The organism is Acidimicrobiia bacterium (assembly GCA_040881685.1).
In the GTDB taxonomy this organism is placed as follows: Bacteria; Actinomycetota; Acidimicrobiia; order IMCC26256; family PALSA-555; genus SHVJ01.
Genome location: JBBECS010000053.1, coordinates 169,119 through 195,161 on the forward strand (window position 1 = coordinate 169,119; position 26,043 = coordinate 195,161).

Sequence of the window (26,043 nt, forward strand, 5' to 3'; positions counted from 1 at the left end):
TCTACTCGGGGAGCTTGACCTGGAAGACGGCTCCATGAGACGTGATGAACACGGCGCGGTTGGAGAGGAGCGCGACGGCTGCATCGCTCAGGTTGCCGAGCCGCACGGTCCGCGTGACCGCGAGGGCATTGCCGTCCACCTCGACCCTGAGGAGCGCGAGCTTGCTGTTGAGCAAGCCGGTGACCCATGCGATCCCGTCGAACGCGACGATGTCGGCGGCAACGAAGCCGTCGGGCAGGTCGAGATGATCGAACGGTGGCGCGGGATTGAACGCGTCCGACCGCTCGACTGCCGAGCGACCGTCGGGCGTGCGCGCGAGCCACCAAGCGTCGACGCCATCCACCGTGCCGCTGACGAACTCCGAGATCCGGCCGCTGTCGTCGAGGGCGAACGAGATCGCGTTGTCGCCCGACGGGTCGAGGCGCTTCCACTCGAGCCCGTCGGACACGTAGACACCCTTGCCAGCGTCGACGACCTCTCGGCGGTCGGTCAGGGTCGAGAGTGTGATCTTCGCGGCGAACGCGCCGGTATCGAGATCGAATCGCAGCACGCCGTCACGCACCGGGACCCACACGCCACCTCCGCTCGACACGATGCGGCCGACCGGCTGCTCGCCAGGTGGGACCGGGTTGGACTTGACCGACTCGTCGGGTCCGATCCGCTTGATGCGGAACTCCGGATCGTCGGGTCCGATCACGGTCTTGTCGTGCGTGAGCGCCCAGCGCGCGCCCTCCCCGTCGGCGAGCGACAGCACCTCTCCCTCGAGATCGATACGGTCGATCACCTTGCCATCGCGGTCGATGCGCACGATGCGTGAGGGTGGGAACGTGTACGTCGCGCCGTCACGGTTGTACGCGGCCATCGCGATCGTGCCGGCGCTGCTCGGGAGCAACGGACCGCGCACATAGCCCTCGTCCGGCTCGAGCCGGACCCGACCGACGTCGGCCCGCCGGATGCTCTGCCCGTCGATTACCCGAGCCTTGGGCACCGAACCGGGTGCGAGCGGGACCGCGACCTGCTGCTCGGCCACCCGTTCGTCGAGGACGACGAGGCCGGCCACGACCATGCCCGCGAACACCACAGCCACCAGAGCGCCGCGCTCGATGCGGTGGATCGTCTGGCGGCGCGCGACCTTCGCGTGAACGCGCCCGAGAACGTCTTCGGTCGATGGTTCGTGCGCCGCATCGCGGAACGCGGAATGCAGGCGGTCGTCATCCACCGGCATGGTGATCCTCCCGCTCGTCGTCGATGTCGTCGCGCAGCGCCTCGGCGAGCCCTTGCCGAGCGCGGAACAGCTGGGCCTTCACCGTGCCCTCACCGATGCCGAGCCAGGCGGCGATCGCCGCCACGTCGAGCCCGAGGTAGTACCGAAGCGCAGTGACTTCGCGTTGGCGGCGGGGGAGCGCACGCAGTGCCTCGCGGACGGCAAGGGCGTCGCCGCTCGCGCTCGGCGCATCGGGCAGGTCGCGCTGGAGCGGAGCCAGGCGGGTGTGCGCCTTGCGTTCCGATCGCCATCGACGCATCTGGCTCCGTGCGAGGTTGAGTGCAACCGTCGTCACCCACGCGGCGAGTCGGTCGATCGCCTCACCGCGAGCCTCTCGTTCCCATGCACGCGCCATCGCCTCCTGTACCGCGTCCTCTGCGGTCGCCAGACTCCCGCACACGAACTCCACCGTCGCCACGACCTGGCGGTACTCGTCCGCCACGAAGCTCTGGAGCCGCGCGTCCATTCCCGAGGTCAACGACGCCCCCCGGGCGACTCGGGGCGCGCGTGGAGACGCGTTGTGCACGAACGCCGTGGCGGCCACCGGGGACTCCTGGGTCACGCGACTCGCCCCTCCGACGCATCAGGGGGGCGGAGGGTTGCCTCCCACGTGCCGATCCACCGTAGTTGGGGGCTTCCTCCGGGCGAGGGTCGTCCCGTCGGCACTCACCCTCGTGACGACGTGGCCTCGAGGATCTCGGGCGTCGGCGGATCGCCGAGCCGCGGCATCGAGGCGCGCAGCTGCTCGTCGGCATCCGATCGATCGCCGGGCGTGAACCCTCGGGTCGTACAGCAGACCTCGGCCGCGATGCCGTTCGGGTCGTCGATGTAGATGGAGGTGCACCAGCCGTGGTCGATGCGAAGCACGTCGTATCCGTGGTCTCGCCACCGCGACTGCGCCGTGTCGAGCGCGCCCAGGTCGGCCGCCGCGAACGCGACGTGGTTCGTCCATGACGGCAGGCCGAGGCCGCGGCTGATCGACGCGTCGAATCCGTCAGGGATCGCCGGGTCGTCGTGCACGTCCCACACTGCGAGGCACTCGCCGCCACCGGTGTCGTAGAAGCAGTGGCGTGCCCAGCCGCCTTCCGGTGCGGGCGCGGCCTCCACCTTGGCCAGCTCGAAGCCCATGACCTCGGTGTAGAAGGCGTGCGTCGCAGCCAGGTCCCGTGTCGTGATCGCGACGTGGTGGAACGCCATGAGCAGCTCCTCTCGACGTTGGTCGGCGCCCCTATTCGCAGCCCGCCGCCCAAGGGATCATCGGGAGGCGCGTGAGTCGCGTTTGGCCTCGATGACTGCGACGTAGACGACGAGTCGGCCGAACACGAGCAGCCAGAGCAGCAGCGCGAAGACCGTCCCCAGGGCGCCGTAGAGCTCCGACGAGCTGGAGACGTAGCGCGGCACGACGTACGCGCCCATCACCTTGAGCACCTCGAGTGCCACGGCACCGATCAGCGCCGGTACGAGCAGCTGTCGCACGCGCGCCCGGCGGTTCGGGAGGATCCACGCGGTCCAGAGCCACACCGCCGTGTTCCCGCCGATCGTCACGGCGACGACGAGCGGCGCGAACGCTCCGGGGAGCAGGTCCCAGAGCGCGGTGGCCCAGCCCGCGGCGGTCAGGAGCACCGCCGCGCCGAGCAGCCAGAGCAGAGCGACGCCGCGCTCGCGCACGCCGCGAGCCGTGACGCCCAACGCCGCGTTGAATGCCGCGGCGATCGTGAGCGCGAAGCTCGTGCCGAGCCACACGATGCCCACGACGCCCAGCACGGTTGTCAGCCGCCGGCTGTCGCGAGCGGCGTCGACGGCGTCGTCCACGATCCGGGCTGCGTCACCCGTGAGACCGAGGTCGTTCGTCACGTCCCGGGCGAGGTGCTCGTTGCCAACCGACAGGAAGCCGAGCACCGCGACCGCAAGCACCAGGAGCGCGAAGAGAGCGAGGAACCCGTAGAGCGCGATGCCGCCGGCGAGCGCTTGCCCGCCGATCTGCGAGTACCTGCGTTGCACGTCGCGCGCCCACTCGAAGACGCCGCGCATCAGATCAGCACATCATCGTCTGGACGACGAACGAGCCCGAGGATGTGCTCGTATTGCCCTTTGCGTCGGTGGCAGTCACCGTCCAGGAGTAGGTGCCAAGACCGTTGAAGCTGATGGACGCGAAGTAGTTGCTCCCGCCCCCCGGGTTCATCGCCTGGAACGCCGGCGATGTCATCGCTGGGCCGCTGGCGCTCAGCGTGACCGACGCAATGCCAGACGGATCAGTCGTCGTCGCGGCGATGCTGTTGCTGCCGGGGAAGTTGTTGAAGCACGCGGCCGCCTGTGACACCGCCAGGGACGGGCCCGCGAAGTCGGGCGGTGGCGGCTTCGCCGGTGCGACCACGGGCGTGGTCGTGGTCGGCGGGAGTGTGGTCGTGGTGACCGGCGCAGAAGAGGTCGTTGTCACCGGGTCGCGCCGCTCGGACGCCACCTCGGGTTCGCCGCCCCCGCCCCGACCGAGCGCATCCCCGATCACCACGCCGACCACCACGAGGCCGACCGCGGCCGCGACCATCAACGGGCGCCGGCGCCGGTCGGGGAAGAGTGGCGGAGGGAAGCCCTGGCGCGCCGAGGCTCGGCGCCACCCTCCAACCGGACGGACGTTGGCGATGTTCTGCACGCGGTCGAGCGTGAGCTTGCGCAGCGCGAGCGGAGCGGGGACGAGCGGCACGGCGGCGAGGAACGCCAACGGGCTGAGGAACTTCTTGCGACCTTCCGAGCACGTCTCGCAGTCGTCGACGTGGCGCGCTACTCGCTTCCGCCACAGCGGGGAGTACGTGCCGTCCCAGTCCTTGAGCACCTCTTGGAGCACCTCGCAGTCGTCGCGGCCCAGCCGCGCCACCAGCAACGCTCCCAAGGATCGCTCCACCTGGTCGCGCAGCCGGCTCATCAAGACGTACGCGTGGTCCGCGGTCGTGCCGATCGCGTCGGCGAGCTCTTGGCCGTCGAGCCCCTGGCGCAGGTGCAGGTCGAGCAGCACACGGTCGCGCTCCGAGAGTCCTGCAGCCGCGTCCCACACGATGGCGCCCGCGTCTCTCCCGCTCACGACGTCTTCCGGGCTCGACTCGTCGATGGCGACGTCCACGCCGGCGTCCTCGGTCGGTGTTGCCCGACCGCGGGCCTTCGCGCGCCGCAAAGATTCGTGACGCGCGATTGCGAACAGCCACGGGCGCAGCTTCTCGGGATCGCGGAGCTGCCCGAGGCGCTGCGCGGCGAGCACGAACGTGTCCTGCATCGCGTCGGCCGCCTCGTGCCGGTCGCGCAGCACCGAATGGCAGAAGTCGTGGAGGCGGTCGGCGTAGCGGTCGTAGATCGCCGCGAACGCAGCCTGGTCGCCGGACCGGGTGGCCGTGACCAGCTCGGCGTCGCCTTGCACGCCGGAAGCGGGCATTGGCGGAGGTTACCGGGGGCCTCCGGCCGCGACTGACCAGGGCGGTCCGTGGATCGCATGCTGATGAGAGGCACGCGGGGGCCGTGATCTTGCGGAAAACTCGGCCGTATGACGACCACGGCCTACGTGCTCCTCGGTGTGGCGGTGCTCGCGGCCGTCGCGGACTGGCTCGCCGTGCTCCGGGTTCACCAGCCGCTCGAGTACGTGTGCAAGCCCTTGGCGACGGCGGCCCTCGTGGCGGTGGCTGCCACGCTCGATCCGGGCTCCTCCGACCAGCGCCTCGCCTTCGTGGTGGCGCTCGTGCTGTCGCTGGCCGGCGATGTGGCGCTCATGATGCCGAGCGATCGCTTCGTCATCGGCCTGGGTTCGTTCCTACTCGCGCATGTCGCCTACATCGTGGGCTTCGCGATCATCGGAGCTGGCGCGGGGGACTACGCGATCGGCATCGCGGCTGTCGCGGTCCCGATCGTGCTGCTCGCGACCAGATACGTCCGAGCCCTCGAGCGCGCCGGGCGAGGAGAGCTGCTCGGTCCGGTGATCCTGTACATCGCTGCCATCGGTGCGATGGTCGCCAGCGCGATCGCAGCTGGCAACGCATTGGCGATCGCGGGGGCCACACTGTTCTTCGTATCTGATGCGCTGATCGCCGAGACGCGCTTCGTGGGCCCGCGCCGCTGGGGCCCGCTCGTGATCATCGTCACCTACCACCTCGCCCAAGTGGCGTTGGTGCTCTCGCTCCTGCCCTGAGGCAAACGCCCGTGGCGCAGGTACCCTGCGCCACAGTGAGCCGGGGCCCAAGCGGCCCGGCGGCGTAGCCGCCGAGAGCGGGATGCTGACCTGCGCAACGAAGGAGTCGCTTGATGCGACGTTCGATCGACGACGCCACCGACGATCACCCGGCGAACCAGGGCGACCGGCCGCCGGCGTCGTGGGCGGTCGCGGTCTCCGACGACTGCGAAACGTGTGGCGACGCCGCGCTGCGCGTCGTGCTGACGCTCGAGGAGGTGGGTCGCTCGGGCTACGGCCTGGTCGCGCACCTTGCACCGGCGACGGCCCGCCGGCTGCGCGTCGCGCTTGCCGCCGCGCTCCGAGAGATCGGCGAGGACCCTGGCTAGAGGAGCAACGTCGCCGGCGCGCGGGCGGCTGAGCCCCGATGGCCGGCGATCTGGTCGATCGACACGATCGCGATGCGGTGACGCTCCGCGAACGCGAACAGGTACTCACCGCTCGCCGCGTCACCGTCGTCGTCCAGCACCTCGCACGTGACCGCGACCGGTGGCAATCCCGCGAGCAGGGCGAGGTCGACGGCGGCCTCGGTGTGCCCGCGGCGCTCGAGCGTGCCGCCCGGTGCGGCGCGCAGGGGGAACACGTGACCGGGGCACTTGAACTCGCTGCGCTGGGTATCGCGATCGACGACGCGGCGGATCGTGAGCGCTCGGTCGGCGGCGCTGATCCCGCTGCCGGTCTCGATGTGGTCGATCGGCACGGTGAACGGCGTGTCGCATCCCGCGTGCTCGGGTGCCACCATCGGCGCGAGACCCAGTGCGTCGATCACCTCGGGTGCCGCCGGCATGCAGATCAACCCGCGTGCCCAACGAAGCATGAAGTTCAGCGCGTCCGCCGTCACCCAGCTCGCCGCCATCTGGAGATCGCCCTCGTTCTCGCGATCCTCGTCGTCGACGACGAGGATCATCTCGCCGCGTCGGATCCGCTTCAGTGCCTCATCGATGTTGGCGAACTGCATGTGGTTGTCCTTCTTCTTGGTTACATTCACTCGACGCCCGGATACCGGACGCAGCCCTTCGGGTCGTTCATCGTTCCCGCGAGCGCGCTGCGCGCGCCGCCTTTCTTGGCAAGTTGACGACCATGCGGCAGCCATGCGGCTCGCGCCGTTCGGGGTGGATGTCGCCGCCGTGCAGGTCGACGATCCAGCGGGCGATCGCGAGACCGAGCCCCGCGCCGCCGTTCATGGATGACCGCGCCGCATCGGCCCGGTAGAAGCGCTCGAACACCCGCGTGCGCTCGGTGTCGGGGATGCCCGGGCCCTCGTCCAACACCTCGATCGTGACGCCGTGGTCGCTGCGGTGGGCCCGCACCTCCACCACACCGCCACTTGGCGTGAAGCGCACCGCGTTTTCGAGCAGGTTCGCCACGACCTGATGCACGCGCTCGGGATCGCCGTCGGCCGTGAGGTCGTTGGGCTCGACCGACACTGCGACGTCGACCTTCGGCTCGTTGAGCTGCTGTTCGCGGACCGCGTGCTCGAGCAGGGGCTCGACGCGAAACTCCTCGCGCGCGAGTGGCACGACACCGGCTTCGAGGCGCGACAGATCGAGGAGCTGCTGTACGAGGCGGCCGAGGCGCTCCACCTGGGCGAGCATCGTGCGGAACGTCTCGGGCTCGGCCGTAGCCACGCCGTCGACGAGGTTCTCGAGCGCCACCTGCAGCGCGGTGATCGGGGTGCGGAGCTCATGTGACACGTTCGCCACGAGATCGCGTCGCACATGATCCGTCTCGGCGAGTTCGGCCACCATCTCGTTGAAGGCCTTGGCGAGCGTCCCGACCTCGTCGTGCGAGGTGGTCGTCACCCGGCGTGAGTAGTCGCCGCGGGCCATCGCGTCGGCCGCGGCCGCCATCTCCCGCAACGGCCGGGTCATGCCTCGGGAGAGGAACCACACGAAGGCCATCGCGACCAGGGCTGCAAGCACGCCGCTGATGGACGGCCACAGCCCGATCGTGACGCCGATCCAGAACACGAAGACGGTCACCGCGACCGCTGCGGCGATCACGAACCCGAGTTTGAGCTTGATGGACGGGAGCAGGTCGAGTGGGTGACGCATGTCGATCTTGCGCAACTGCTCTACGTCGAGCGGGAGGCGGCGGTTCATTCGGCGTCTCCCGCGGCGTATCCAACCCCGTGCACCGTGCGGACGATCTCGGACCCGAGCTTGCGCCGCAGGGCACGCACATGGGAATCGACCGTGCGAGCACCGCATCCGTCGCGGTAACCCCAGACCTCGCCGAGGAGCTGGTCGCGTGTGAGCACGCGCCCCGGCCGCTTCGCGAAGAACGCGAGCAGGTCGAACTCCGTGGGTGTGAGATGGATGTCGTCGCTGTCGCGCGTCACCTTGCGCGTCTCCAGGTCGAGCTCGACGTTCCGAAGCTGGAGGGTCGAGGCATCAGCCCGATCAGGCGCGCGGTCGACCCGGCGCAAGAGCGCATGCACGCGAGCCGTCAGCTCTCGTGCGCTGAACGGCTTGGTGATGTAGTCATCGGCGCCGACGGCGAGACCTACGACGAGATCGGTCTCGGAGTCGCGCGCCGTGAGCATGAGAACGGGGACGGGACGCTCACGCTGGATCTGCTTGCAGACCTCCAGCCCGTCGAGGCCGGGGAGCATGAGGTCGAGCACGACCAGATCGGGACGCAGCCGGGCGCAGGCTTCGACGCCGCCGGGCCCGTCGCCGACGACTTCGACCGCGTAGCCCTCGCTGCGCAAGCGTGCCGCGACGGCTTCGGCGATCGTGGCTTCGTCCTCGATGACGAGGATGGTTCGTGTCTGCGTGGGCGTGGGGGTCGCCGGCATCAGCGTCGCAAGCACGAGGCCCATCGTACGGAGCCGATGTGGGGGAGTCCTGCCGAAGATGTGCGGATTGTGTGCAGGATAGAAGAGTTGTCTCAGGTTCCGAGACTCACCACACCGTCCGGATCGACCGCGAGGCGCACAGCGTCGCCAGGGGAAGGTGGTGCGTCGTCGCGGATCGTCAGCGCGAGCCTGTCGTCGCCGTCATCGAGCTGCACCTCGACGCGGAAGTGATCGCGGCGGAACGTGCGCGCGACCACGATGCCCGAGAGCTCACCGTCGGACGAGACCCGCAACGCATCCGGGCGGATCGCAATGCGGGCTCCGTCGGGTGCGCGCGTGACGTTCCAACCGAGGAAGTCGGCGACGAACCCTGACGCGGGGTTCCGCCACACCTCGACCGGCGTCCCGATCTGGTCGATTCGCCCGGCGTACATGATCGCAACCCGGTCGCCGAGCGCGAAGGCCTCGTCCTGGTCGTGGGTCACGAGCAGCACCGCGAGGCCGAGACGATCGAACAGCTCCCGCAGCTCACCAGCCAGGTCGTCGCGCAGCGCAGCGTCCAACGCGCCGAGGGGTTCGTCGAGCATCAAGAGACTCGGTTCCGGTGCGAGCGCCCGAGCCAAGGCGACGCGCTGCTGCTCGCCACCCGAGAGATCTCGGATGCTTCGGTGCTCGAAGCCTTCGAGTCCGACGAGTGCGAGCACTTCTCCAGCCCGAGCGGTTGCTTGGTCACGGGGGACGTCTCGCATGCGCAATCCGAACGCAACGTTGCGCAGGACGTCGCGGTGCGGGAAGAGCGCGTGATCTTGGAACATCAGGCCGAGGCCACGTCGGTGGGGCGGGGCGTCTGCGAGGTCCACTCCGTCTCGCGCGATGACGCCGGCATCGGGGCGCTCCAAGCCCGCGATCGCCCGCAACAGGGTGGACTTCCCACTCCCGCTGGGACCGAGCACGCACACGACCTCGTGGTCGCCGACGGTGAGGTCGAGCCCGTCGACGGCGACCGTGGTGCCGTACCGCACCGTGAGACCGCGGATCTCGAGCATCAGAACGCCCCAAGCTCGCGGGTGCGGAATCGCTCGATTGCGAGCACGGAGACGAGCGTCAGGAGCATCAGGATCGTGCTGGCGGCCATGGCCGCACCGAAGTTCTGCGCGCCGGGCTGGCCGAGAAGCCTGAACACGACGACCGGAAGCGTCGGGCGGTCCGGGCGCGCGATGAAGGCCGTCGCGCCGAACTCCCCGAGCGAGATCGCGAAGGCGAACCCTGCGGCGACAAGAAGCCCGCGGGCCGCGATCGGCAGGTCCACCTCCCGCCAGACGGCGCGCGGTGACGCGCCGAGCACCGCGGCTGCCTCGCGCAGTCGTGGCTCGATCGAACGGAGTACCGGCACCGCGACGTACACCACCACTGCGACGGCCACCAGCGCGTGGGCGATCGGCACGAGGACCCATGAGCCGCGCAGATCGAGCGGCTGCTCGTCGAGGGCGATGAGGAAGCCGAAGCCCACGGTGACCGCCGACACTCCGAGCGGCAGCGCCAACACGAGATTCAGCGCCGCGCCACGTCGGGAGCGCGCGATGGCGAACGCGGCAGTGCCGCCGACGAGCAACGCGATCGCGGTTGCACCGAGCGCGTACAGCACTGAGTTGCCGATCGCCTCCGCCGGCGGCACGAAGAGCACGCTGTTCGCGTGCAGCTCGCCGAGCGCTCGGTAGAAGCCGAAGCCGAATCCGTCGGCAGTGTCGAACGACCGCGCCACGAGCACCGCAATGGGTGTACCGAGCAGGAGCCCCGTCGTGGTGAGCACTCCGGTCAGCAGTGCTCGCTCGCCGGCCGCGCGTGGGAGACGCACAGATTCGGGCGCGGACACGAGGGACAGCGGCACCGTCCGTCGGCCCAGCGATCCGGTCATGACCAGCAATGCGACGACGGCGATGAGCTGCACGATCGACAGTGCCGCCGCGGTGCGCAGATCGAGCACTTGTGTGGTTTGGCGGTAGATCTCGGTCTCGAGTGTGGCTCGCGACGGTCCGCCGAGGATCAGGATGATCCCGAACGACGTGAACGAGAACAGGAACACGATCGAGGTTGCCGCCAGGATTGCCGGCCGCAACGCGGGGAGCGTGACCGAAACGAGGGCGCGAAGTCGGGTCGCACCCAGGACCCGCGCGGCGTCCTCTTGCCGCGGGTCGAGATGCGACCAGAGCCCGCCCACGACATAGACGACGACCGCGTAGTTGAAGAACGCGTGCGCGAGCAGGATCGCCGCGATGGACGGCTCGAAACCCAACGCTCGGAACGCAGAGGCGACCACCACCGTCGGCAGCACGAACGGCACGATCATGAGGCCGCGCACCAGCGCGCGCCCTCGGAACCGGTAGCGCGCCACCACGAAGGCCGCGGGGAGCGCGACCACCAGCGTGAGCGCCGTCGATGCCGCGGCCTGCCAGACGGTGAACCACATGATGTGGCGCATGCCGGAGTCGCTGAACACGTGGCCCACCGGAGAGAAATCGAGGCCTCCGTCTGGCCACAGCCCGCGCCCGAGGATCGTGACAACGGGGTACACGAAGAAGACGCCCATGAAGGCGATCGGAACCGCCCATGCCGCTCCTCGCCTCAACGGAGCACGATTTCGGTCCACTGCCGAATCCACGTGTCGCGGTTCCGTTCGATGTCCTCCGGCGGGATCGAGAGTGCTGGCCGTTCGGGGAGCCCTGCGTACTCCACGAACGCCGGCGGGAGCGCAGCGTCGCCGCGCACCGGGAACACGTACATCTGCTCCGGCATGTCCTCCTGGAAGCGCTTCGACAGCATGAAGTCGACGAGCTGTCGAGCCGCACCGCGGCGCTCGGTTCCCTTCAACACGCCGGCGAACTCGATCTGCTGGAAGCACGTCGACGCGACGCTGCCGGCGCGCGCGGGTCCGCCGTCCTCGGGAATGGTCGCCGGTGGGCTGGATGCGTACGACACGACGACTGGGCGGTCTCCGCTGTCGCTCGCGGCGGTGAAGTGCTCGTACCACGCTTGCTCCCAGCCGTCGACGACCAGAACATCGTTGGCGCGCAACGACGTCCAGTAGTTGCGCCAGCTCTCGCCGATGAAGTTCGCCCTCGTCGCGAGCATGAAGGCGAGGCCGGGAGACGACGTCGCCGGGTTCTCGACCACCGTGAGGCTCTTGTATGCATCGCTGGTCAGGTGCTTGAAGCTCGTCGGCGGGGCCAAGCCGTGGTCGGCGAACCACTCTTTGTCGTAGTTCACGCAGACGTCGGCACGGTCGATCGGGGTGACGCGATGGCGACGATCGAGCACGTAGCCCGATGGGACGAGATCGAGTTGACGTGCCGTGTACGGCTCGAAGATCCCGTTGTCGAGTGCGCGCGACAGGAAGGTGTTGTCGACGCCGTAGAGCACGTCGCCGATTGGATGGTCCTTCGTGAGGATCGCCTGGTTGAGTGCCTGACCCGCATCGCCGGCCCGCAGGATGCGCACCTTGATATCGGTCGAGCGCGTGAACGCTCGCAGCACGGCTTTTGAGACGTTGAACGAGTCGTGCGTCACGAGCGTGATCGTCACGGTCTCACTCGCGCCGGTCGAGGTGGCAAGTCCGCCGATCACCAAGGCCACGATCGCGACGATCGAGGGCAAGCGCCGAGTGATCACGTCAGGTCCTCCAAAGCATGCGGCTGGACGGCGAGCAGTGCGCCGGCACGGATCGCAACCGACGCGGTCGACTCCGTCAGCTCGTTGCTCACCCCACGGGTGGATCCCGGGAGGAGCTCGTCATCGTCGAGCGGATAGAGCAGTCCACTCGTCGTCACGCCGCGTGCCACGCCCCCGACCGCGAGCAGCGTGCACAGGGATCCCGCCGTGCCGTGCAGCTCGGTGCGCGATCGGATGACCGTGATCAGCGCGGATCCGATCCACGCGTCGATCTCGGAATCCGCGAAGCGCGACGACGCGAGGAGCAGCGCGTTGGCCAGGAAGTGGTCGACGCGGCCGCCATGACCGCCGACCACCGTGATGCGTCGGGCTCCCCTTGCCTGTGCCGCCTCGAGAGCGAGCTCCAGGTCGCTGGCGTCCTTCTGGGCCGGATGGCGCTCCACGTCGGTGCCGGCGGCTTCCGCGTCGGCGAGCGCGACCGGGTCGACAGAGTCGAGGTCGCCCACGACGAGGTCGACGTGGCGCCCGAGCGCCCGCGCGTGGTGGAGTCCCGAATCAGCCGCGATCACGAACGCGCCGTCCGCCAGCAACGACGCGACTGCCTCAGGTGGGGGATCGCCGCCTGCGAACACGAGCGCGTCGGTGGCTGGGCCCGATGCAGGCTGGCTCATGGTTCCCTCCCTTCGCCGGCATTACCCGGAGCAGGTTCGAGGGGTCGGCGCCGCTGTCGTGCGTTCGCACGACGTGGTCGCCCTCTCAGCCCGGCTGTCCCGAGCTCCCCGTGGGATGTCAACCGCGACGCGATCAGCGCGGCGTGTGACGATGGTACCGGAACCGACGTGAGGAAGGGCATGTCGAACGAGATCATCGTGGTGCGCCACGGCGCAACGGAGTGGAGTGAAAGCGGACGCCACACGAGCCGCACGGACCTCGCGCTGACCGAAGCCGGGCGCCAGGAAGCCGAGCACCTCCGCGAGCGCCTGCGTGATCTCGACTTCGAACTCGTGCTCACGAGCCCCATGCGCCGCGCCCGGGATACCGCGGCGATCTGTGGTGTGGGTGAGCGCGCCGAGGTGGACGATCTCCTCAGAGAGTGGGACTACGGCGCGTACGAAGGTGTCACGACCCGGGAGATCCGCGAGACCGTTCTGGGTTGGACGGTCTGGACGGGCTCGTGCCCCGACGGTGAGACGGCCGCAGAAGTGGGTGCCCGTGCGGACGCGGTGCTGGAGCGGACGGCGACGATCGACGGGAGGGTCGCGGTGTTCAGCCACGGCCATTTCCTTCGTGTGCTCATGGCTCGCTGGCTCGAGCTCCCCTCGACCGATGGCCGGCTGTTCGCACTCCGCACCGGGACGCTGAGCATCTTGGGCTACGAGCGGGAGCAGCGTGTTCTGGCGCAGCTGAACGGGTAAGAATTCGCGCATGGCTGCTGACAAGCTCATCAAGGACCACCAGAAGGCTCGTCAAGGATTCACGAGCGTCGTCGAATCGGTCGACGCGTCGCGATGGGATGCGCCGTCGCCGTGTCCCGAGTGGGATGCGCGCGGCGTGGTGGAACACGTGATCGGGTTCCACGAGATGCTGCTGCTGAAGCCGCTCGGCGTGAAGGCCGATCGACCGCGTGAGGACGCCGTGGCGCGCTGGAAGGCGACCGATGCCGCGCTCAGTGAGGCGTTGAGCAGCGTCGCCGCGCTCGACCAGGAAGTGGACGGCCCGATGGGCACCACCACACCGCGATCGCTCCTGCCTGCGCTCACCGGCGACGTGCTCATGCACTCGTGGGATCTCGGCCGCGCCGCCGGTCTCGACGTCGAGCTCGATCCGGACCTGTCGGCGGCTGCCCTCGAGATGGGTCAGAAGAACGCCGAGCAGCTCGCGGCGTCGAAGATGTTCGGGCCTCCGGTGGCCGTGCCCGACGATGCCCCGGTCCAGGATCGAATGCTCGGTCAGTTCGGGCGAGACCCCGGGTGGAGCCCGCCGAAGCAGTAGGCGGAGCCGGAGCCTGCGACGGCGACCAATGGAGGCGGCGCTACCGGTAGTTCCCCGTGTGTCCGAGGCTGTAGCGCCCGGGCTGGGGAAAGTACGCGAGGCCGTGCGGCCCATGGCCGACCGGGATCGTCGCGAGCAGATGACCGTCGGCGGTGTCGAACACATACACCACGTCGTGGTAGCGCGCGCTCACCCAGAACTGCGTGCCGTCGGATGACACGCCACCCATGTCGGGGCTTCCACCACCGGGGATGACCCACGTGCTCACGACGGCATCGGTCGCGAAGTCGATCACGCTCACCGATCCCGCGGCGCGGTTGGTCACGTAGAGCGCTGTCGCATCGCGACTTGGAGAGAGGCCGTGCGCACCCGCAGCCGTGGGCACGAAGGCCAGCTCAGTCATGGTCAGCGGGTCCACGACCGAGACGCCGCCGCCGCCCTTCACGTGGTTCGCCACGTAGACCTTCGATCCGTCGGGCGAGAGCCGGACGTCGATCGGCTCCCCACCGACCTCGACCTCGCCGGTGTAGGCGAGTGTCGCGAGGTCGATCCGCACCACCCACCCCGAGAACTCGCAGCTTGCGATCATCGTTGAGCCGTCAGCGGTGAAGTCGGCGTGGTTGATGCCGCGGTGCGGTATCTCGACCGACTTCACGAGCTCCCACGTGACCGGGTCGCGGAAGTCGATTTGGCTGTTGCGCTCTGCCATCACTGCGGCGTACTTGCCGCCGGGGGTGAAGTACAGGTTGTACGGATCGTCGACGGGGATCGCCGGACCAGGAAGGCTGGTCCGCGGGTCGATCGGCGTGAGCGTGTTGCCGTTGTTGTTGTTGACGTAGAGGGTTTGCAGGTCGTAGGACGGCACGACGTGCTGCGGCAACGCATCGACGGGAAACGAGTTGACGACTTGGAACGTCGCGGGATCGATCACCGTGACGGTGCTCGAATGACCATTCGGCACGTACACCCGCGCCGGTACGTCGCGTATCGAGGCCGCGAGCATCCCGGCGCGTGTGTAGGCGTAGACATCTGTTCGTGGGGGAGCCGTCGTCGTGGTGGCGACCGGCGCGGTCGTCGACGGCTTCGCCTTGGTGTTCGGGTCGCTTCCGTCACCGCTCCCGCACGCGGGAACGGCAACCAATGCCGTCATTGCAGTGACGACAAGGACCCGTTGCATCGGCCCATTGTCACTCGCGTAGCGTCAACACCCGTGACGATCGTGACCGAGCAGATGATCTCCCACGGTCACGAGCAGGTCGTCTTCGTCGCCGATGCCGGCTCAGGGCTCCGCGCGATCATCGCGATCCACTCGACGGCGTTGGGACCTTCGCTCGGCGGTGTGCGGTTCTGGCACTACGAGCAGGAACGCGATGCCGTGCTCGACGTGCTGCGCCTCTCCGAGGCGATGACGCTCAAGGCGTCGATCTCGGGCCTCCACCAGGGAGGCGGGAAAGCCGTCGTGCTGCTCGCGGCGCCCGACGCGCCGCACTCAGCATCGATGCTGCGCGCGTTGGGGCGGGCGATCGACGAGCTCGGCGGGCGGTACCTGGCGGCCGAGGACGTGGGCGCGACACCCGGAGACATGGAGGCGCTCGCGCTCGAGACGCCCTGGGTCACCGGCGTGGACGTCGCGGCCGGAGGCTCTGGTGATCCGTCACCGATCACGGCCGTCGGCGTGATGGCGGCGATGCGGGCGGTCGCCCGTGCGCTCGACGACGGACCGTCGATCGAGGGCTATCGGGTCGCGGTCCAAGGGGTCGGCCACGTCGGCCGTCACCTCGTCACCGACCTCGTGGAGGCAGCGGCAGAAGTGGTCGTGACCGACGTGAACCGTGATCGAGCGCGCGAGGTGGCGGCCGAGCACAACGTAGAGGTCGTTGAGCCCGACGCGATCCTCGAGGCTCCGTGCGACGTGCTCGCTCCGTGCGCGCTCGGTGGGGTCCTCGACGCAGACACGGTTCCGCTGCTCCAATGCCGTGCTGTGTGCGGCGCTGCGAACAATCAGCTCGCTGACGACGGGATCGACGACCTGCTGGTCGAGCGCGGCATCCTGTACGCGCCCGACTTCGCCGCAAACGCCGGAGGGATCATCAACATCGCCGAGGAGTTCACCGGGTACTCACTCGAGCGTGCTCTCGAGCGCACGGCCCGCATCGAGGACACGATGACCGCAGTGTTCGAGCGCGCACGGGCGGAAGGTCGCGGGCCAGGACGTATCGCAGCCGACATGGCGAACGAACGCATCGCACGCGAGGGCTCCGGGCGACGTTGGAACCCTGGGGACCCGACGGCGTGGACGGGTGGCGAACCGCTGCGGCGCCTCCGACCGGTGGCGGACCGTTGAACACGGCTGCGCCGCGCTGGGTTGACGACGACGCGGGCATGCGCGAGCTCGTCGAAGCTCTGCGTTCGCAACCGGAGTACGGCCTCGACACGGAGTTCGTCGCCGAGAAGTCATACTGGCCGCGCCTGTGTCTCGCGCAGGTCTCGTGGCCCGGCGGCGTTGCTCTCGTCGACGCGCTCGCGTGCGACGTTCAACCGCTGCGCGAGATCCTCGAGGGCCCAGCGACGATGGTCACGCACGCGGGTGCAGCCGATCTTCCGATCCTCGAGCGCGCGTGTGGTGCACGTCCCACCGTGCTGTTCGACACCCAGCTCGCCGCCGGCTTCGTCGGGCTGGGTCTGCCGTCGCTGTCGGTGCTCGTGTCGTCCGTGCTCGGTATTCGCCTCGACAAGAAGGAGCAGCTCACGGATTGGGCGCGCCGTCCGCTCTCGGGCAGCGCACAGGCGTACGCCGCGAGCGACGTGCTCCACCTGCTGCCGCTCACCGCGGCGTTGCGTGGTCGACTCGCATCGGCGGGTCGCGAGGAATGGGCCGCGGCCGAGACCGAGTTGCTGCGCACGCTTCCCACCCGCGACCAAGACCCCGACACCGCGTGGTGGCGCATCAAGGGCTCCCGGTCGTTCCGTGGCGAGCACGCGGCCGTCGCGCAGGCTGTTGCGGCATGGCGCGAGCGTCGTGCGCAAGAGCTCGATCGGCCGGCGCGCTTCGTCCTCTCGGAGCTCGTGCTGGCGGGCCTGGCCGCGCGGCCCCCGCGAACCGCCCGCGAGCTCGGCCACCTCCGCGGCGCCGAATCGCTCCCCAAGGCCGTCGCCACGGCGGTGGTCGAGGCGGTGGAAGCAGGGCGGGCGATGCCTCGGAGTGAGCTGCGCCTCCCACCGCGCCACGACGACGACGCAGCCCTCGACGCCGCGGTTGGGCTCCTCGTGGCGTGGACCGCACAGGAGGCGGCTCGGGAGGGGATCGAGGCCCGCCTGCTGGGGACCCGTGACGATGTGCGGGCGCTCGTGAACGGCCGCCCCAACCGGCTCGACGACGGCTGGCGGGCCGAGATGGTGGGGAATCAGATCCGCCAGCTCGTGGCCGGCGGCGCCGTGCTGCGCCTCGTGGACGGGGGCCGCCGGGTTCGACTGGAATCTGGGTCCTGAGCAGGGGCGGGGTCGCCTTGCGGGGGTGGGGCGGGCAAGGATGACGGACGTGGCGGACCAGGAGCCGGTGCTACCGGCCACGCACTTGACGCGTCGAGAGCGCCGCATCGCTCGGTCGCGCGCCCGGCGCGCCACCGCGCTCGTGGGGTGGATGACATACGGAGCCGGGGTCTTCGTGGTGATCATGACTGCGGCGTGGCTGGCGGTCGGAGCCGCCACCGCGCCGGCACCCGCGCCCGTTGCCCGCACCGCGAAGTCGACCCGTGCGGAGGTGGCGCTGCCCGACGTGACGAGCACGACGGCCGGCGCTGCCGGTACGGCCGCGGCTCCCGTCGTAGCGCCCGCCATCGCGAGCACCACGACGACGACGACGGTCCCGGTGCTGTCCGTAGCCGCTACTCCCGGGGCGCCCGCGCCGACACCGTGACATCCCGATCGGCGGACCCGGCATGAAGCCGACCGAGATCGCCTCGCTTCTCCGGCCTCGGCGCCCGATCCTGCGCCCGAGCACGCGCCGCCTCGCGCGGTGCCAGAACATCGAAGATCTCCGCCGCGCCGCCCGACGCCGCCTGCCGCGACCGGTGTTCGACTACGTCGAAGGTGGTGCCGAGGACGAGATCACGCTGCACCGGAACACCGAAGCCTTCGACGACCTCGTCCTCACGCCTCGCGTCCTGCGCGACGTGGATGCGGTCGATCTCAGCACGACGATCCTCGGCGAACCCTCGCCGCTCCCGTTAGCGCTGGCACCCACCGGTTTCACGCGCATGACCCATCACGAGGGTGAGCTGGCCGTGGCCCGGTCGGCGCAACGCGCCGGCATCCCGTACACGCTTTCGACGATGGGCACCCGGTCGATCGAGCGGGTCGCCGCGGAGTCGTCGGGATCGCTGTGGTTCCAGCTGTACGTGTGGCGCGACCGCGGGCTCGCGAAGGAGCTCATCGAGCGGGCGAAGGCAGCCGGCTACCGCGCGCTTGTGCTCACCGTGGACGTGCCCGTTCCCGGCGCGCGCGAGCGGGACCTGCGCAACGGGCTCACCATCCCGCCGAGTCTTGGGGTGCGGACCTTTTTCGAGGGTGCGCGCCACCCTCATTGGTGGTGGAACTTCCTGATGCGTGACGCAGTGAGCTTCGAGTGCGTGAGTGATCGGGCTGCGGACCCGTCGGGCGTGATGGCGCTGCTCGCCGAGCAGTTCGATCCGTCCGTCACCTGGAACGACCTCGACTGGATCCACGATGCGTGGGACGGCCCGTTCGTGTTGAAGGGCATCGTCGACGCCGACGACGCACGGCGAGCGGCCGACGCCGGCGTCACGGGGGTCGTGGTGTCCAACCATGGCGGCCGCCAGCTCGACCGGAGCCCGGCCGCCATCGCCGCGCTCCCCGCCGTCGTCGAAGCCGTCGGGGATCGCCTCGACGTGCTCTTCGACTCGGGCATACGCCGCGGGCGGGACATCCTCACCGCGCTCGCGCTCGGCGCGCGCGCATGTCTCGTTGGTCGGGCCTATCTGTACGGCCTCGGGGTTGCCGGCGAGCGCGGCGTCGACCGCGCGATCGAGCTCTTGACCGGTGAGCTGCGACGCTCGATGCAGCTTGTTGGCGCCCGGACCGTGAGCGAGCTCGAGCCTTCGATGGTGGCGCCGCTCGAGAGGCGATGACGATGCTCGCGGTCGACGAAGAAGCGCTCGTCGCGTGCGTGGCATGTGGCCTGTGCTTGCCTCACTGCCCGACGTATCGCGTCACTGGTGACGAGTCGGCCTCGCCACGCGGCCGGATCGCGGCAATGCGAGCCGTGCAGTCGGGTGCGGCCGAGCTCCGAGGTGAGTTCACCGAGTACATGGACCTGTGCGTGCAATGCCGTGCGTGTGAAGCGGTGTGCCCCTCCTCGGTCCCATTCGGCCGTCTCATGGAAGGCTCGCGCACCACACTCGTCAGTCAGACGCGGTACGTACCGCGGTGGCAGCGGCTCGCGTACCGAGTCTTGCGCCACCATCGCCTGCTCGTGCTTTTCTCGCGTCTCGGTGCGGTGCTCCAGCGCGCCCACCTTGTTCCGAGGCGCCTGGGGTTGCCGCGGCTCCCGTTGCGTTCGACACGTCTGCGCGCGACCGGGACCGACGTTTGGTTGTTCACGGGGTGCGTGATGGACGCGTGGCAACGAGACGTGCACGCGGCGGTCGTGCGGGTGCTCGGCGCGGCCGGTGTGGGCGTCCGGTTGCCCGACGCTCGCCGGGCTGGGTGCTGTGGCGCGCTCCACGTGCACGCGGGGCTCGCCGAGCCGGCGCGTGCGCTCGCCGAGCGGGTGATGACCGCGTTCCCTGGTGATGCGCCGGTCCTCGTCGATTCGGCGGGGTGCGGCGCCGCGCTGAAGGACTACGGGCATCTCGTCGGGACACCCGCCGCGGCGGCGTTCGCGGCGCGGGTATTCGATGTGCACGAGTGGCTCGCGGCTCGAATCGAACAGCTCCCGGTGCCGACGGTGCCTTTCGCCGAGCCGGTCGCGCTCCACGATGCTTGTCACCTCCGCCACGTGCAGAAGGCGCATCTCGCGGTGCGTACCGTGCTCGCTCCATTTGCCGAGGTGCGAGAGCTCGATGACGAGGGTCTGTGCTGCGGAGCCGGCGGCGCGTACGCGGCGTTGCATCCCGACATGGCGGCTGACATCCGGAAGCGCAAGCTCGACTCGATCGCAAGGACGGGGGCTCGTGTCGTGGCGAGCGCCAACCCGGGGTGCACGTTCCACTTGGCAGCCGCGGGCGTAGACCTGCGGCATCCGTTCGAAATCATCGACGAAGCGTTGCGCTGACATTCCCGGAGCGGCGTGTTACGCCGCGCTGCTATGGGGTGGGGCGCGGAGTGACCACGTGCCGTCGTGGTTGTCGATGACCTCGTAGCCGCGGTGGGTGATGAGGTCGTGGTGGTCGGGGCAGACGTCGCCGAGGACCTGGTAGCTGGTGGTCTTGTTGTTGGCGAAGCCGAGGGTGTGGTGGCGTTCGGTGGCGCGGGTGTGGTCGCAGTCCCGGACCTTGCAGACGCCGCCGTCGCGCTCGTCGATGGCGATCTTCAGGGCCTTTGGCACGTGGCGTGTGGTCGAGACGACGGTCTGCACATCGACGCCGTCGGTGATCACGAGTTCGAGCAAGCCGTGGCTCAGGACCTCGCGGGCGTGCGCGACCGGGACTGGGCCGACACCGGGGATCTCGCAGACGTATTCGACGCCGGTGGCGGGCTTCCCGAGGAGCTTGTCGAGACCGACGCGGACCCGCACCACCGGTTCGGGGCGCTTGGCGCCGCCCGTGGCAGTACCGCGGGCCAGCGCGACCAGCGCGTCGAACCGGTAGGCGGCGAGCGGTTGATGATCACCAGCCTTGCGGGCAGCCTCGAAGGCCGCCTTCGCCAGCGGCTCGAGGGTTGCGAAGAGATCGGCGACGTCCTCGGTGGGGCCTGAGAAGCTGCCATGCGTCGCTAGACCCCGGGTCCAACCGACGAGGTGCCGCTCGTCTTTGGCCATGCGCCTCAGCCGGTCCTCTTCACTGGCCGCAGCGACCATGCGCTCCTTGGTGGCGCGCAACTCCCGGAACCCGCGCGTGGTGGCGCGCAGCATTCGATCCTCGGCGCCGGGATCCACTGCCGCGGCCGCGGTCACCTGGTGGGCTTGCGCCAACGACAGCTCCCCGGCGCGCAGCTTCTGGGTGGTGGCCGGTAGCCCCGACAACCGATCCGCAGTCATCAAGGTCTCGCGGGCTGCGTACTCCGACGAGCCGGCGATGTTGGCCAGCCACTGCTCGGCGCTGACCGCGTGTGAAGTGCGGGTCCATCCGCCAGTGTCAGCGGCACGCTTGGCCAGCAGCACGGTGGCGGTCTCGCCGAGGTTGCGGATCTCCGCGGCGACTTCGGCGTGTCGCGCCGCGTCGGCACCCGAGTAGCAGTTGGGTTCGAGCGTCGCGAGTCGTTCTCGCAGCGCGGCGGCGATCTCCTCGAACGTCATGCGTGCAGCATGCCAGGGGGGTGTGACAGTCAAGCGGGGTGTCAAGCAGAAATCTTGAAACTCTTCGAGAAACTTTGAGAACCGGTATCGAACCTTGATCAGCGCGTTACATATCCGAGGGTTGACGGTTCGATGTTGCGCGATCCGACATGATGGAGTCGTGCGGTCGCCCTGCTTCGTGCTCGTGCACAGCCCGCTTGTCGGGCCAACCGTGTGGAAGTGGACCGGACAGGAGCTGACGAAGCGCGGCGCCGACGTCGTCATCCCCGCGCTCGGCGACGTCACAACGTTCGCGACGCCGCGATGGCGCGGTTGCGTAGACGCGGTAGTAGACGCGGTCCCTAATCGCGACGACGTCGTGCTCGTCGCGCACAGCGGCGCAGGGCCATTGCTCCCCGCGATCGGCGGAGCGCTGAAGGTGCCGCCCGCCCGCTACGTCTTCGTCGACGCCCGAATGCCGGCTCCGCCGGGAGCGTCGACCGCGCTGGAAGCGGACTTCCGCGACTTCCTCGCGTCTCTTGCGCAAGAAGGAGTGGTCCCGAAGTGGTCAGAGTGGTGGGGTCCCGGCGCGATGGAGGCACTCGTCCCGGACCTTGACCGACGACAGCTCGTCGAGAGGGAGCTGCCAATGCTCCCGCTCGCCTTCTTCGACGAGCCCGTGCCCACCCCCGAAGCTTGGGTGGGTCGAGTCGACTACCTGCAGCTCAGCTCCGCGTACGAAGTGGAAGCCCGAGAGGCTGCGTCGCGCGGCTGGACCGTCGACCTGCTCGCCGGAGGCCATCTCCACATGGCTGTCGATCCCGAGGCCGTCGCGGATCGCCTGCTGGGTCTTGCGACGACCCGCTAGCCCGCGCCGCTCATCGTCTTGGCAGCGCGCTCGACCGCGCGGATGATGCCCTGGTAGCCGGTGCAGCGGCAGAGGTTGCCCGACAGTGCCTCGACGATCTCGTTGCGCGTGGGGACCGGGTGATCGGCGAGGAACGCGTGCACCGACACGACGAAGCCGGGCGTGCAGAACCCGCACTGGAGACCGTGCTCCTCGCGGAACGCATCCTGCACTGCAGACAGCGTTCCGTCGTGGGCGGAAAGGCCTTCGATGGTCGTCACCTCTGCGCCCTCGGCCTGTACCGCGAACATCAGACAGGAGCGCACCGCGACGCCGTCGACGATCACCGTGCACGCGCCGCAGACCCCGTGTTCGCAACCGAGGTGGGTGCCGGTGAGCGCGCAGTCCTCACGGAGGAAGTCAGCCAACGTCTTGCGGGGCTCGACCGTGCCGCGGTGTCGTTCGCCGTTGACGGTCAAGGTGACCGGGAGCTCATGCACGGTCGGCGTCCTCCAATGCCGCGCCGAGGGCGCGGGCGACGACGTGCGCACCAACGCTGCGGCGGTATTGAGAGGACGCGTGGATGTCCTCGGGCGGATCGAGGTCGGCGACTGCGAGCTGGGCGATCTCGCCGAGGTCTGCGGCGCTCGGCGTGGTGCCAGCCAGGGCGGCCTCCGCGGCCGATGCGCGCAGCGGTGTGCTGCCCATTCCGAGCAAAGCGATGGCGGCGCGGGCGACTCGACCGGCGTCGTCGAGCTCGACGCCGCACGTCACGCCGACGAGCGCGAAGTCGCCGAGGCGTCTGGAGACTTCGTCCACTGCAAAACCGGAACGTCCTGACCACACGGGGAAGTGCACGCCGGTGAGGAGCTCGCCGTCGTCGACGGTCGTCGTCCACGTCCCGACGAAGAACTCAGACGCGGGTTCGAGGCGAGTGCCCGACGACGAAGCAATCTCGAGCTGAGCGTCGAGCGCGAGCGCGACGGCAGGCAGCTCGGCGGCGGGATCGGCGTGCGCGATCGACCCACCCACAGTGCCGCGGTTGCGGATCTGGAAGTGCCCGATGAGCGGCGTCGCCTTCGTGAGCAGCGGGATGGCCCCAGCAGCTTCCGATCCTTCGAGGTCGGCCTGACGGGTCATCGCGCGCACCACTACCGTGCCGTTGCGGCGCTCGACACCCGTGAGCTCCGCCACCCGGTTGAGATCGACGAGATGACCGAACCGCGTGAGCCGAAGGGCGAGCATCGGAACGAGGCTCTGTCCGCCGGCGAGGGGCTTGGCCTCGTCGCCATGCTCGCCGAGCAGCCCGACCGCGTCGGCAGTGGTCTCGGGCGCGTGGTACTCGAACGGCGCCGGCTTCACGGAGTGGGACGGTAGCCGCATAGCGTTGCGGCCGGCACGGAGTCGACCAAAGGATGGGGAACGCGTGGTGCAGCGGGTCGTCGTAGCGACCGACCGATCGGAGACGGCTGCGCGCGCGGTTCAATGGGCGGCCGACCTGGCGGCCAGGTACGCAGCCGACCTCGTGCTCGTGCAAGTGCTCCCGGCCGAGCCGGATCCGGGCACGGAGGGACTCCCCGAGGTCAAGCCCCGCGTCGATCTCGCCGCGGGCGTGCTCGCGCGGGAGGTCAGCGACCTCGCCGGACCCAGGGGCAAGGCCCGAGTGGTCGTGGGCGACGATCCCGCCGTCGCGATCCTGCGCGTCGCCGACGAGGAGCACGCGGACCTCGTCGTCGTGGGAAACGCGGGGATGGCGGGGCGCAAGAAGTTCCTGCTCGCCAACGTGCCCAACCGCATCACCCACCTCGCGCGCTGCACGGTGATCGTCGTGAACACGTCGGGAGCCGTCATGCGCGGTGGCGCGCCGCCACCCGTGATCGACCTGCCTCCGCCGCCCGACGAGGACGAGGAGCCGCTGCTCACCGCACGCGCAGCCACGATCGCAAAGGTCGCGACCAAGCACGGGTTCAAGGAGCTGTGGTCGCGCATCGGGCATCACGACGACCCTGACGTCCGCGCGAGCGCGCGCCGGCTCCGGAGCGCGCTCGAAGAGCTCGGCCCCACGTTCTGCAAGCTCGGGCAGATCCTGTCGACGCGGCCCGACCTCGTTCCGGCCGAGGTGATCGACGAGCTCGCGACGCTGCGCGACCAGGTCCCGCCACTCAGCGAGAACGAAGTGGTCGAGGTGATGGAGCAGGAGCTCGGCGTGCCGTGGGAGGACGTCTTCGACACGATCGAACCCGAGCCGCTCGCCTGCGGGACGATCGCCCAAGTCCACCGGGCGACCCTTGCCAACGGTGAGCGAGTCGTCGTGAAGGTGCAACGGCCGACGGCGCGTGAAGAGATCACTCGCGACCTCGGACTCCTCGAGGTGTTCGCGCGCAAGAGCGGATCGCGGCCAGCGCTGCGCCAGATCGTTGATCCGGCCGCGGTCGTCGAGCACCTCTCCGAGTCACTCCAACGCGAGCTCGACTTCCGGCTCGAGGCGGCGAACATCCTGAGGATGGACGCGCTCCTCGAGCGCTATCCGCGCCTGGCCGTACCCGAGGTCTACACGGACCTCTCCACCGACCGCCTGCTCGTGATGCAAGAGGTGCAGGGCGGGCCGATGGGGAGCGCGCCCGAGGGTCCAGCGCGCAAGGAAGCGGCGCGTCAGCTCCTCGAGTCGTACTACCGCCAGATCCTCACCGAAGGCTTCTTCCACGCCGACCCGCACCCCGGCAACCTCAAGTGGTGGGACGGGAAGATCTACTTCCTCGACTTCGGGATGGTCGGCGAGGTCGGGCCGCAGCTTCGCGACGGGCTCATGCTGATGCTCCTCGCGTTCTGGCGCGAAGACGTCGAGTTCCTGGCCGACGTCACGCTGATGATCTCCGGTGAGGAGGAGCGACCCAACCTCGACCTCACCGACTATCGCGAGGAGATCGGCTCGCTCGTCACGCGATACCGACATCTCCCGTTGCGCGAGATCCAGCTCGGACCGATGCTCCAGGACATCACGACCATCTCCATTCGCCACGGCGTGTCGCTGCCGGCGCCGCTCGTGCTCACCGGCAAGGCGCTCGCGCAGGTGCAGCTCGCGACCGCCGAGCTCGATCCCGACCTCGACCCGTTCTCGGTCGCGGGCAGCTTCATGGCCAAGTCGGCATTCGACCGGCTGCGCAACGTGGCCGACCCGCAGACCGTGCTCTACGAGTCCCAGAAGATCAAGGTTCGCGTGGGTCGCCTCATCGAGTCGTTCGAGCGCCTCACCGGCGCGCGCCCCGGTCCCAAGCTCCAGGTGCACTTCCGCGGCATCGAAGGGATCGAGGTCGGCGTGCGACGCGCGACGCGTCGGGTCTCGTTGGCGATCGTGGCCGCCGGATCGTTCATCGCAACGGCCATGACGGCCGACTCGGGCAGCGTCGGTTCGTGGGTGCCGATCGCGTTCGGCGCCGTGGCGGGGCTGCTGACCCTCGGGCTGGTCGTGGACCTCGCACGGCCCGGTCGCTGACGCGCCGGTTACGCAGCGCTCTCGCGCTTGGTGCTGCGGCGCGTGCTGCGCACGACGAGACGCTCGATCGCGAACACGATCACGCCCATCACGACCCCCATGATCACGCGATCGACGGGTCGCGCCACGCGGCGGAAGCGATTGCCCACGGCGTCAGACTAGAACCCTACGATCAGCAGGTGGACGAGCCGGCCGATCGCGCTGCGCTGCGTCAGCTCGTCGAGGCGTACGCGCACGGCGTCGACCGTCGCGAGCCCGAGGCGGTTGCCGCGCTCTTCTGTGAGGACGGCGTGCTCGCGATCTACGAGGGGGATCCCGACC

The 26,043-nt window shown here is 69.4% G+C and carries 29 protein-coding genes and 1 riboswitch; of the genes, 12 read left to right on the forward strand and 17 right to left on the reverse strand.

Features of this window, described 5'->3' with window-relative positions; translation table 11 throughout:
• Position 1: 1 nt before the first annotated feature.
• The 5 genes from WEE69_14535 to WEE69_14555 form a co-directional block, all read right to left on the reverse strand.
• Positions 2-1,225 carry a hypothetical protein gene (locus WEE69_14535; protein ID MEX1146515.1) on the reverse strand — a complete coding sequence of 408 codons (1,224 nt, stop codon included), beginning with the start codon at positions 1,223-1,225 and terminating at the stop codon, positions 2-4.
• On the reverse strand, positions 1,212-1,826 hold the full coding sequence (locus WEE69_14540; GenBank protein MEX1146516.1) for a sigma-70 family RNA polymerase sigma factor: 615 nt from the start codon (positions 1,824-1,826) through the stop codon (positions 1,212-1,214). The genes WEE69_14535 and WEE69_14540 overlap by 14 nt, the downstream gene beginning before the upstream one ends.
• 104 nt (positions 1,827-1,930) lie before the next feature.
• Entirely contained in the window at positions 1,931-2,461 is a 531-nt protein-coding gene (locus WEE69_14545) for a VOC family protein (protein ID MEX1146517.1), read from the reverse strand.
• A 57-nt stretch (positions 2,462-2,518) separates the two neighbouring features.
• Complete coding sequence (locus WEE69_14550) at positions 2,519-3,295, reverse strand: YhjD/YihY/BrkB family envelope integrity protein (protein ID MEX1146518.1); 777 nt, start codon at positions 3,293-3,295, stop codon at positions 2,519-2,521.
• Positions 3,296-3,299: 4 nt separating this feature from the next.
• Positions 3,300-4,685, reverse strand: coding sequence for a sigma-70 family RNA polymerase sigma factor (locus WEE69_14555; GenBank protein ID MEX1146519.1), 1,386 nt, complete (start codon positions 4,683-4,685; stop codon positions 3,300-3,302).
• A 108-nt stretch (positions 4,686-4,793) separates the two neighbouring features.
• Between WEE69_14555 and WEE69_14560 the strand changes: the two genes are divergently transcribed.
• Complete coding sequence (locus WEE69_14560; protein MEX1146520.1) at positions 4,794-5,432, forward strand: lysoplasmalogenase; 639 nt, start codon at positions 4,794-4,796, stop codon at positions 5,430-5,432.
• A gap of 113 nt (positions 5,433-5,545) precedes the next feature.
• Entirely contained in the window at positions 5,546-5,800 is a 255-nt protein-coding gene (locus tag WEE69_14565; protein MEX1146521.1) for a hypothetical protein, read from the forward strand.
• On the opposite strand, the gene ribB is transcribed toward WEE69_14565, so the two are convergent.
• The 7 genes from ribB to WEE69_14600 form a co-directional block, all read right to left on the reverse strand.
• Positions 5,797-6,459 (reverse strand): 3,4-dihydroxy-2-butanone-4-phosphate synthase, encoded by a 663-nt coding sequence (ribB, locus tag WEE69_14570; protein MEX1146522.1) that lies wholly within the window; start codon positions 6,457-6,459, stop codon positions 5,797-5,799. The two genes, WEE69_14565 and ribB, sit on opposite strands and share 4 nt — an antisense overlap.
• Before the next feature lie 37 nt (positions 6,460-6,496).
• The gene (locus WEE69_14575; protein ID MEX1146523.1) at positions 6,497-7,573 is read right to left on the reverse strand and encodes an ATP-binding protein; all 1,077 of its coding nucleotides are present in this window, start codon (positions 7,571-7,573) and stop codon (positions 6,497-6,499) included.
• Positions 7,570-8,271, reverse strand: coding sequence for a response regulator transcription factor (locus WEE69_14580; GenBank protein MEX1146524.1), 702 nt, complete (start codon positions 8,269-8,271; stop codon positions 7,570-7,572). The genes WEE69_14575 and WEE69_14580 overlap by 4 nt, the downstream gene beginning before the upstream one ends.
• Positions 8,272-8,363: 92 nt before the next feature.
• A complete protein-coding gene (locus WEE69_14585; protein ID MEX1146525.1) occupies positions 8,364-9,317 on the reverse strand; it encodes an ABC transporter ATP-binding protein in 954 nt (317 codons plus the stop codon).
• A complete protein-coding gene (locus WEE69_14590) occupies positions 9,317-10,858 on the reverse strand; it encodes an iron ABC transporter permease (protein ID MEX1146526.1) in 1,542 nt (513 codons plus the stop codon). The genes WEE69_14585 and WEE69_14590 overlap by 1 nt, the downstream gene beginning before the upstream one ends.
• A 35-nt stretch (positions 10,859-10,893) precedes the next feature.
• Positions 10,894-11,937: a thiamine ABC transporter substrate-binding protein gene (locus WEE69_14595; protein MEX1146527.1), complete on the reverse strand. Its 1,044-nt coding sequence runs from the start codon at positions 11,935-11,937 to the stop codon at positions 10,894-10,896.
• Positions 11,934-12,608 carry a thiamine diphosphokinase gene (locus tag WEE69_14600; protein MEX1146528.1) on the reverse strand — a complete coding sequence of 225 codons (675 nt, stop codon included), beginning with the start codon at positions 12,606-12,608 and terminating at the stop codon, positions 11,934-11,936. Before WEE69_14600 ends, WEE69_14595 begins: the two co-directional genes overlap by 4 nt.
• Positions 12,600-12,729: riboswitch (TPP riboswitch) on the reverse strand. It overlaps the preceding gene by 9 nt.
• Positions 12,730-12,788: 59 nt before the next feature.
• On the opposite strand from WEE69_14600, the gene WEE69_14605 reads away from it, so the two are divergent.
• Positions 12,789-13,352, forward strand: a complete 564-nt coding sequence (locus tag WEE69_14605; protein ID MEX1146529.1) for a histidine phosphatase family protein — start codon at positions 12,789-12,791, stop codon at positions 13,350-13,352.
• Between the two features lie 10 nt (positions 13,353-13,362).
• Entirely contained in the window at positions 13,363-13,929 is a 567-nt protein-coding gene (locus tag WEE69_14610) for a TIGR03086 family metal-binding protein (GenBank protein MEX1146530.1), read from the forward strand.
• A gap of 40 nt (positions 13,930-13,969) precedes the next feature.
• Here the strand turns inward: WEE69_14610 and WEE69_14615 are convergent, their stop codons facing one another.
• A complete protein-coding gene (locus WEE69_14615; GenBank protein MEX1146531.1) occupies positions 13,970-15,106 on the reverse strand; it encodes a hypothetical protein in 1,137 nt (378 codons plus the stop codon).
• A 33-nt stretch (positions 15,107-15,139) separates the two neighbouring features.
• On the opposite strand from WEE69_14615, the gene WEE69_14620 reads away from it, so the two are divergent.
• The 5 genes from WEE69_14620 to WEE69_14640 are packed head-to-tail and all read left to right on the forward strand — an operon-like array spanning position 15,140 to position 20,221.
• A complete protein-coding gene (locus WEE69_14620; protein ID MEX1146532.1) occupies positions 15,140-16,273 on the forward strand; it encodes a Glu/Leu/Phe/Val dehydrogenase dimerization domain-containing protein in 1,134 nt (377 codons plus the stop codon).
• On the forward strand, positions 16,222-17,418 hold the full coding sequence (locus tag WEE69_14625; GenBank protein MEX1146533.1) for an HRDC domain-containing protein: 1,197 nt from the start codon (positions 16,222-16,224) through the stop codon (positions 17,416-17,418). Before WEE69_14620 ends, WEE69_14625 begins: the two co-directional genes overlap by 52 nt.
• Positions 17,419-17,467: 49 nt before the next feature.
• Complete coding sequence (locus WEE69_14630; GenBank protein MEX1146534.1) at positions 17,468-17,845, forward strand: hypothetical protein; 378 nt, start codon at positions 17,468-17,470, stop codon at positions 17,843-17,845.
• Positions 17,846-17,867: 22 nt separating this feature from the next.
• A complete protein-coding gene (locus tag WEE69_14635; GenBank protein MEX1146535.1) occupies positions 17,868-19,076 on the forward strand; it encodes an alpha-hydroxy acid oxidase in 1,209 nt (402 codons plus the stop codon).
• Positions 19,073-20,221: a (Fe-S)-binding protein gene (locus tag WEE69_14640; protein ID MEX1146536.1), complete on the forward strand. Its 1,149-nt coding sequence runs from the start codon at positions 19,073-19,075 to the stop codon at positions 20,219-20,221. The genes WEE69_14635 and WEE69_14640 overlap by 4 nt, the downstream gene beginning before the upstream one ends.
• A gap of 18 nt (positions 20,222-20,239) precedes the next feature.
• On the opposite strand, the gene WEE69_14645 is transcribed toward WEE69_14640, so the two are convergent.
• Positions 20,240-21,403 (reverse strand): hypothetical protein, encoded by a 1,164-nt coding sequence (locus WEE69_14645; protein MEX1146537.1) that lies wholly within the window; start codon positions 21,401-21,403, stop codon positions 20,240-20,242.
• A 160-nt stretch (positions 21,404-21,563) separates the two neighbouring features.
• Between WEE69_14645 and WEE69_14650 the strand changes: the two genes are divergently transcribed.
• Positions 21,564-22,250: an alpha/beta fold hydrolase gene (locus tag WEE69_14650; GenBank protein MEX1146538.1), complete on the forward strand. Its 687-nt coding sequence runs from the start codon at positions 21,564-21,566 to the stop codon at positions 22,248-22,250.
• Here WEE69_14650 and WEE69_14655 read toward each other — a convergent pair.
• Positions 22,247-22,729 carry a (2Fe-2S)-binding protein gene (locus WEE69_14655; protein MEX1146539.1) on the reverse strand — a complete coding sequence of 161 codons (483 nt, stop codon included), beginning with the start codon at positions 22,727-22,729 and terminating at the stop codon, positions 22,247-22,249. The two genes, WEE69_14650 and WEE69_14655, sit on opposite strands and share 4 nt — an antisense overlap.
• Positions 22,722-23,591, reverse strand: coding sequence for a xanthine dehydrogenase family protein subunit M (locus WEE69_14660; protein ID MEX1146540.1), 870 nt, complete (start codon positions 23,589-23,591; stop codon positions 22,722-22,724). The genes WEE69_14655 and WEE69_14660 overlap by 8 nt, the downstream gene beginning before the upstream one ends.
• A 64-nt stretch (positions 23,592-23,655) precedes the next feature.
• On the opposite strand from WEE69_14660, the gene WEE69_14665 reads away from it, so the two are divergent.
• Entirely contained in the window at positions 23,656-25,722 is a 2,067-nt protein-coding gene (locus WEE69_14665) for an AarF/UbiB family protein (protein ID MEX1146541.1), read from the forward strand.
• An 8-nt stretch (positions 25,723-25,730) separates the two neighbouring features.
• On the opposite strand, the gene WEE69_14670 is transcribed toward WEE69_14665, so the two are convergent.
• Positions 25,731-25,871: a hypothetical protein gene (locus tag WEE69_14670; GenBank protein MEX1146542.1), complete on the reverse strand. Its 141-nt coding sequence runs from the start codon at positions 25,869-25,871 to the stop codon at positions 25,731-25,733.
• A 30-nt stretch (positions 25,872-25,901) separates the two neighbouring features.
• Between WEE69_14670 and WEE69_14675 the strand changes: the two genes are divergently transcribed.
• A partial coding sequence (locus WEE69_14675; protein MEX1146543.1) for a nuclear transport factor 2 family protein occupies positions 25,902-26,043 on the forward strand: 142 nt, incomplete at its 3' end.

Bases quoted from the DNA above. Each gene is read 5' to 3' on its own strand.
- WEE69_14640 (MEX1146536.1), top strand. From the start codon at position 19,073: ATGACGATGCTCGCGGTCGACGAAGAAGCGCTCGTCGCGTGCGTGGCA.
- WEE69_14555 (MEX1146519.1), bottom strand. From the start codon at position 4,685: ATGCCCGCTTCCGGCGTGCAAGGCGACGCCGAGCTGGTCACGGCCACC.
- WEE69_14610 (MEX1146530.1), top strand. From the start codon at position 13,363: ATGGCTGCTGACAAGCTCATCAAGGACCACCAGAAGGCTCGTCAAGGA.
- WEE69_14635 (MEX1146535.1), top strand. From the start codon at position 17,868: ATGAAGCCGACCGAGATCGCCTCGCTTCTCCGGCCTCGGCGCCCGATC.
- WEE69_14535 (MEX1146515.1), bottom strand. From the start codon at position 1,225: ATGCCGGTGGATGACGACCGCCTGCATTCCGCGTTCCGCGATGCGGCG.
- WEE69_14550 (MEX1146518.1), bottom strand. From the start codon at position 3,295: ATGCGCGGCGTCTTCGAGTGGGCGCGCGACGTGCAACGCAGGTACTCG.
- WEE69_14590 (MEX1146526.1), bottom strand. From the start codon at position 10,858: ATGGGCGTCTTCTTCGTGTACCCCGTTGTCACGATCCTCGGGCGCGGG.
- WEE69_14615 (MEX1146531.1), bottom strand. From the start codon at position 15,106: ATGCAACGGGTCCTTGTCGTCACTGCAATGACGGCATTGGTTGCCGTT.
- WEE69_14645 (MEX1146537.1), bottom strand. From the start codon at position 21,403: ATGACGTTCGAGGAGATCGCCGCCGCGCTGCGAGAACGACTCGCGACG.
- WEE69_14565 (MEX1146521.1), top strand. From the start codon at position 5,546: ATGCGACGTTCGATCGACGACGCCACCGACGATCACCCGGCGAACCAG.
- WEE69_14545 (MEX1146517.1), bottom strand. From the start codon at position 2,461: ATGGCGTTCCACCACGTCGCGATCACGACACGGGACCTGGCTGCGACG.
- WEE69_14585 (MEX1146525.1), bottom strand. From the start codon at position 9,317: ATGCTCGAGATCCGCGGTCTCACGGTGCGGTACGGCACCACGGTCGCC.
- WEE69_14600 (MEX1146528.1), bottom strand. From the start codon at position 12,608: ATGAGCCAGCCTGCATCGGGCCCAGCCACCGACGCGCTCGTGTTCGCA.
- WEE69_14605 (MEX1146529.1), top strand. From the start codon at position 12,789: ATGTCGAACGAGATCATCGTGGTGCGCCACGGCGCAACGGAGTGGAGT.
- WEE69_14580 (MEX1146524.1), bottom strand. From the start codon at position 8,271: ATGCCGGCGACCCCCACGCCCACGCAGACACGAACCATCCTCGTCATC.
- WEE69_14575 (MEX1146523.1), bottom strand. From the start codon at position 7,573: ATGAACCGCCGCCTCCCGCTCGACGTAGAGCAGTTGCGCAAGATCGAC.
- WEE69_14560 (MEX1146520.1), top strand. From the start codon at position 4,794: ATGACGACCACGGCCTACGTGCTCCTCGGTGTGGCGGTGCTCGCGGCC.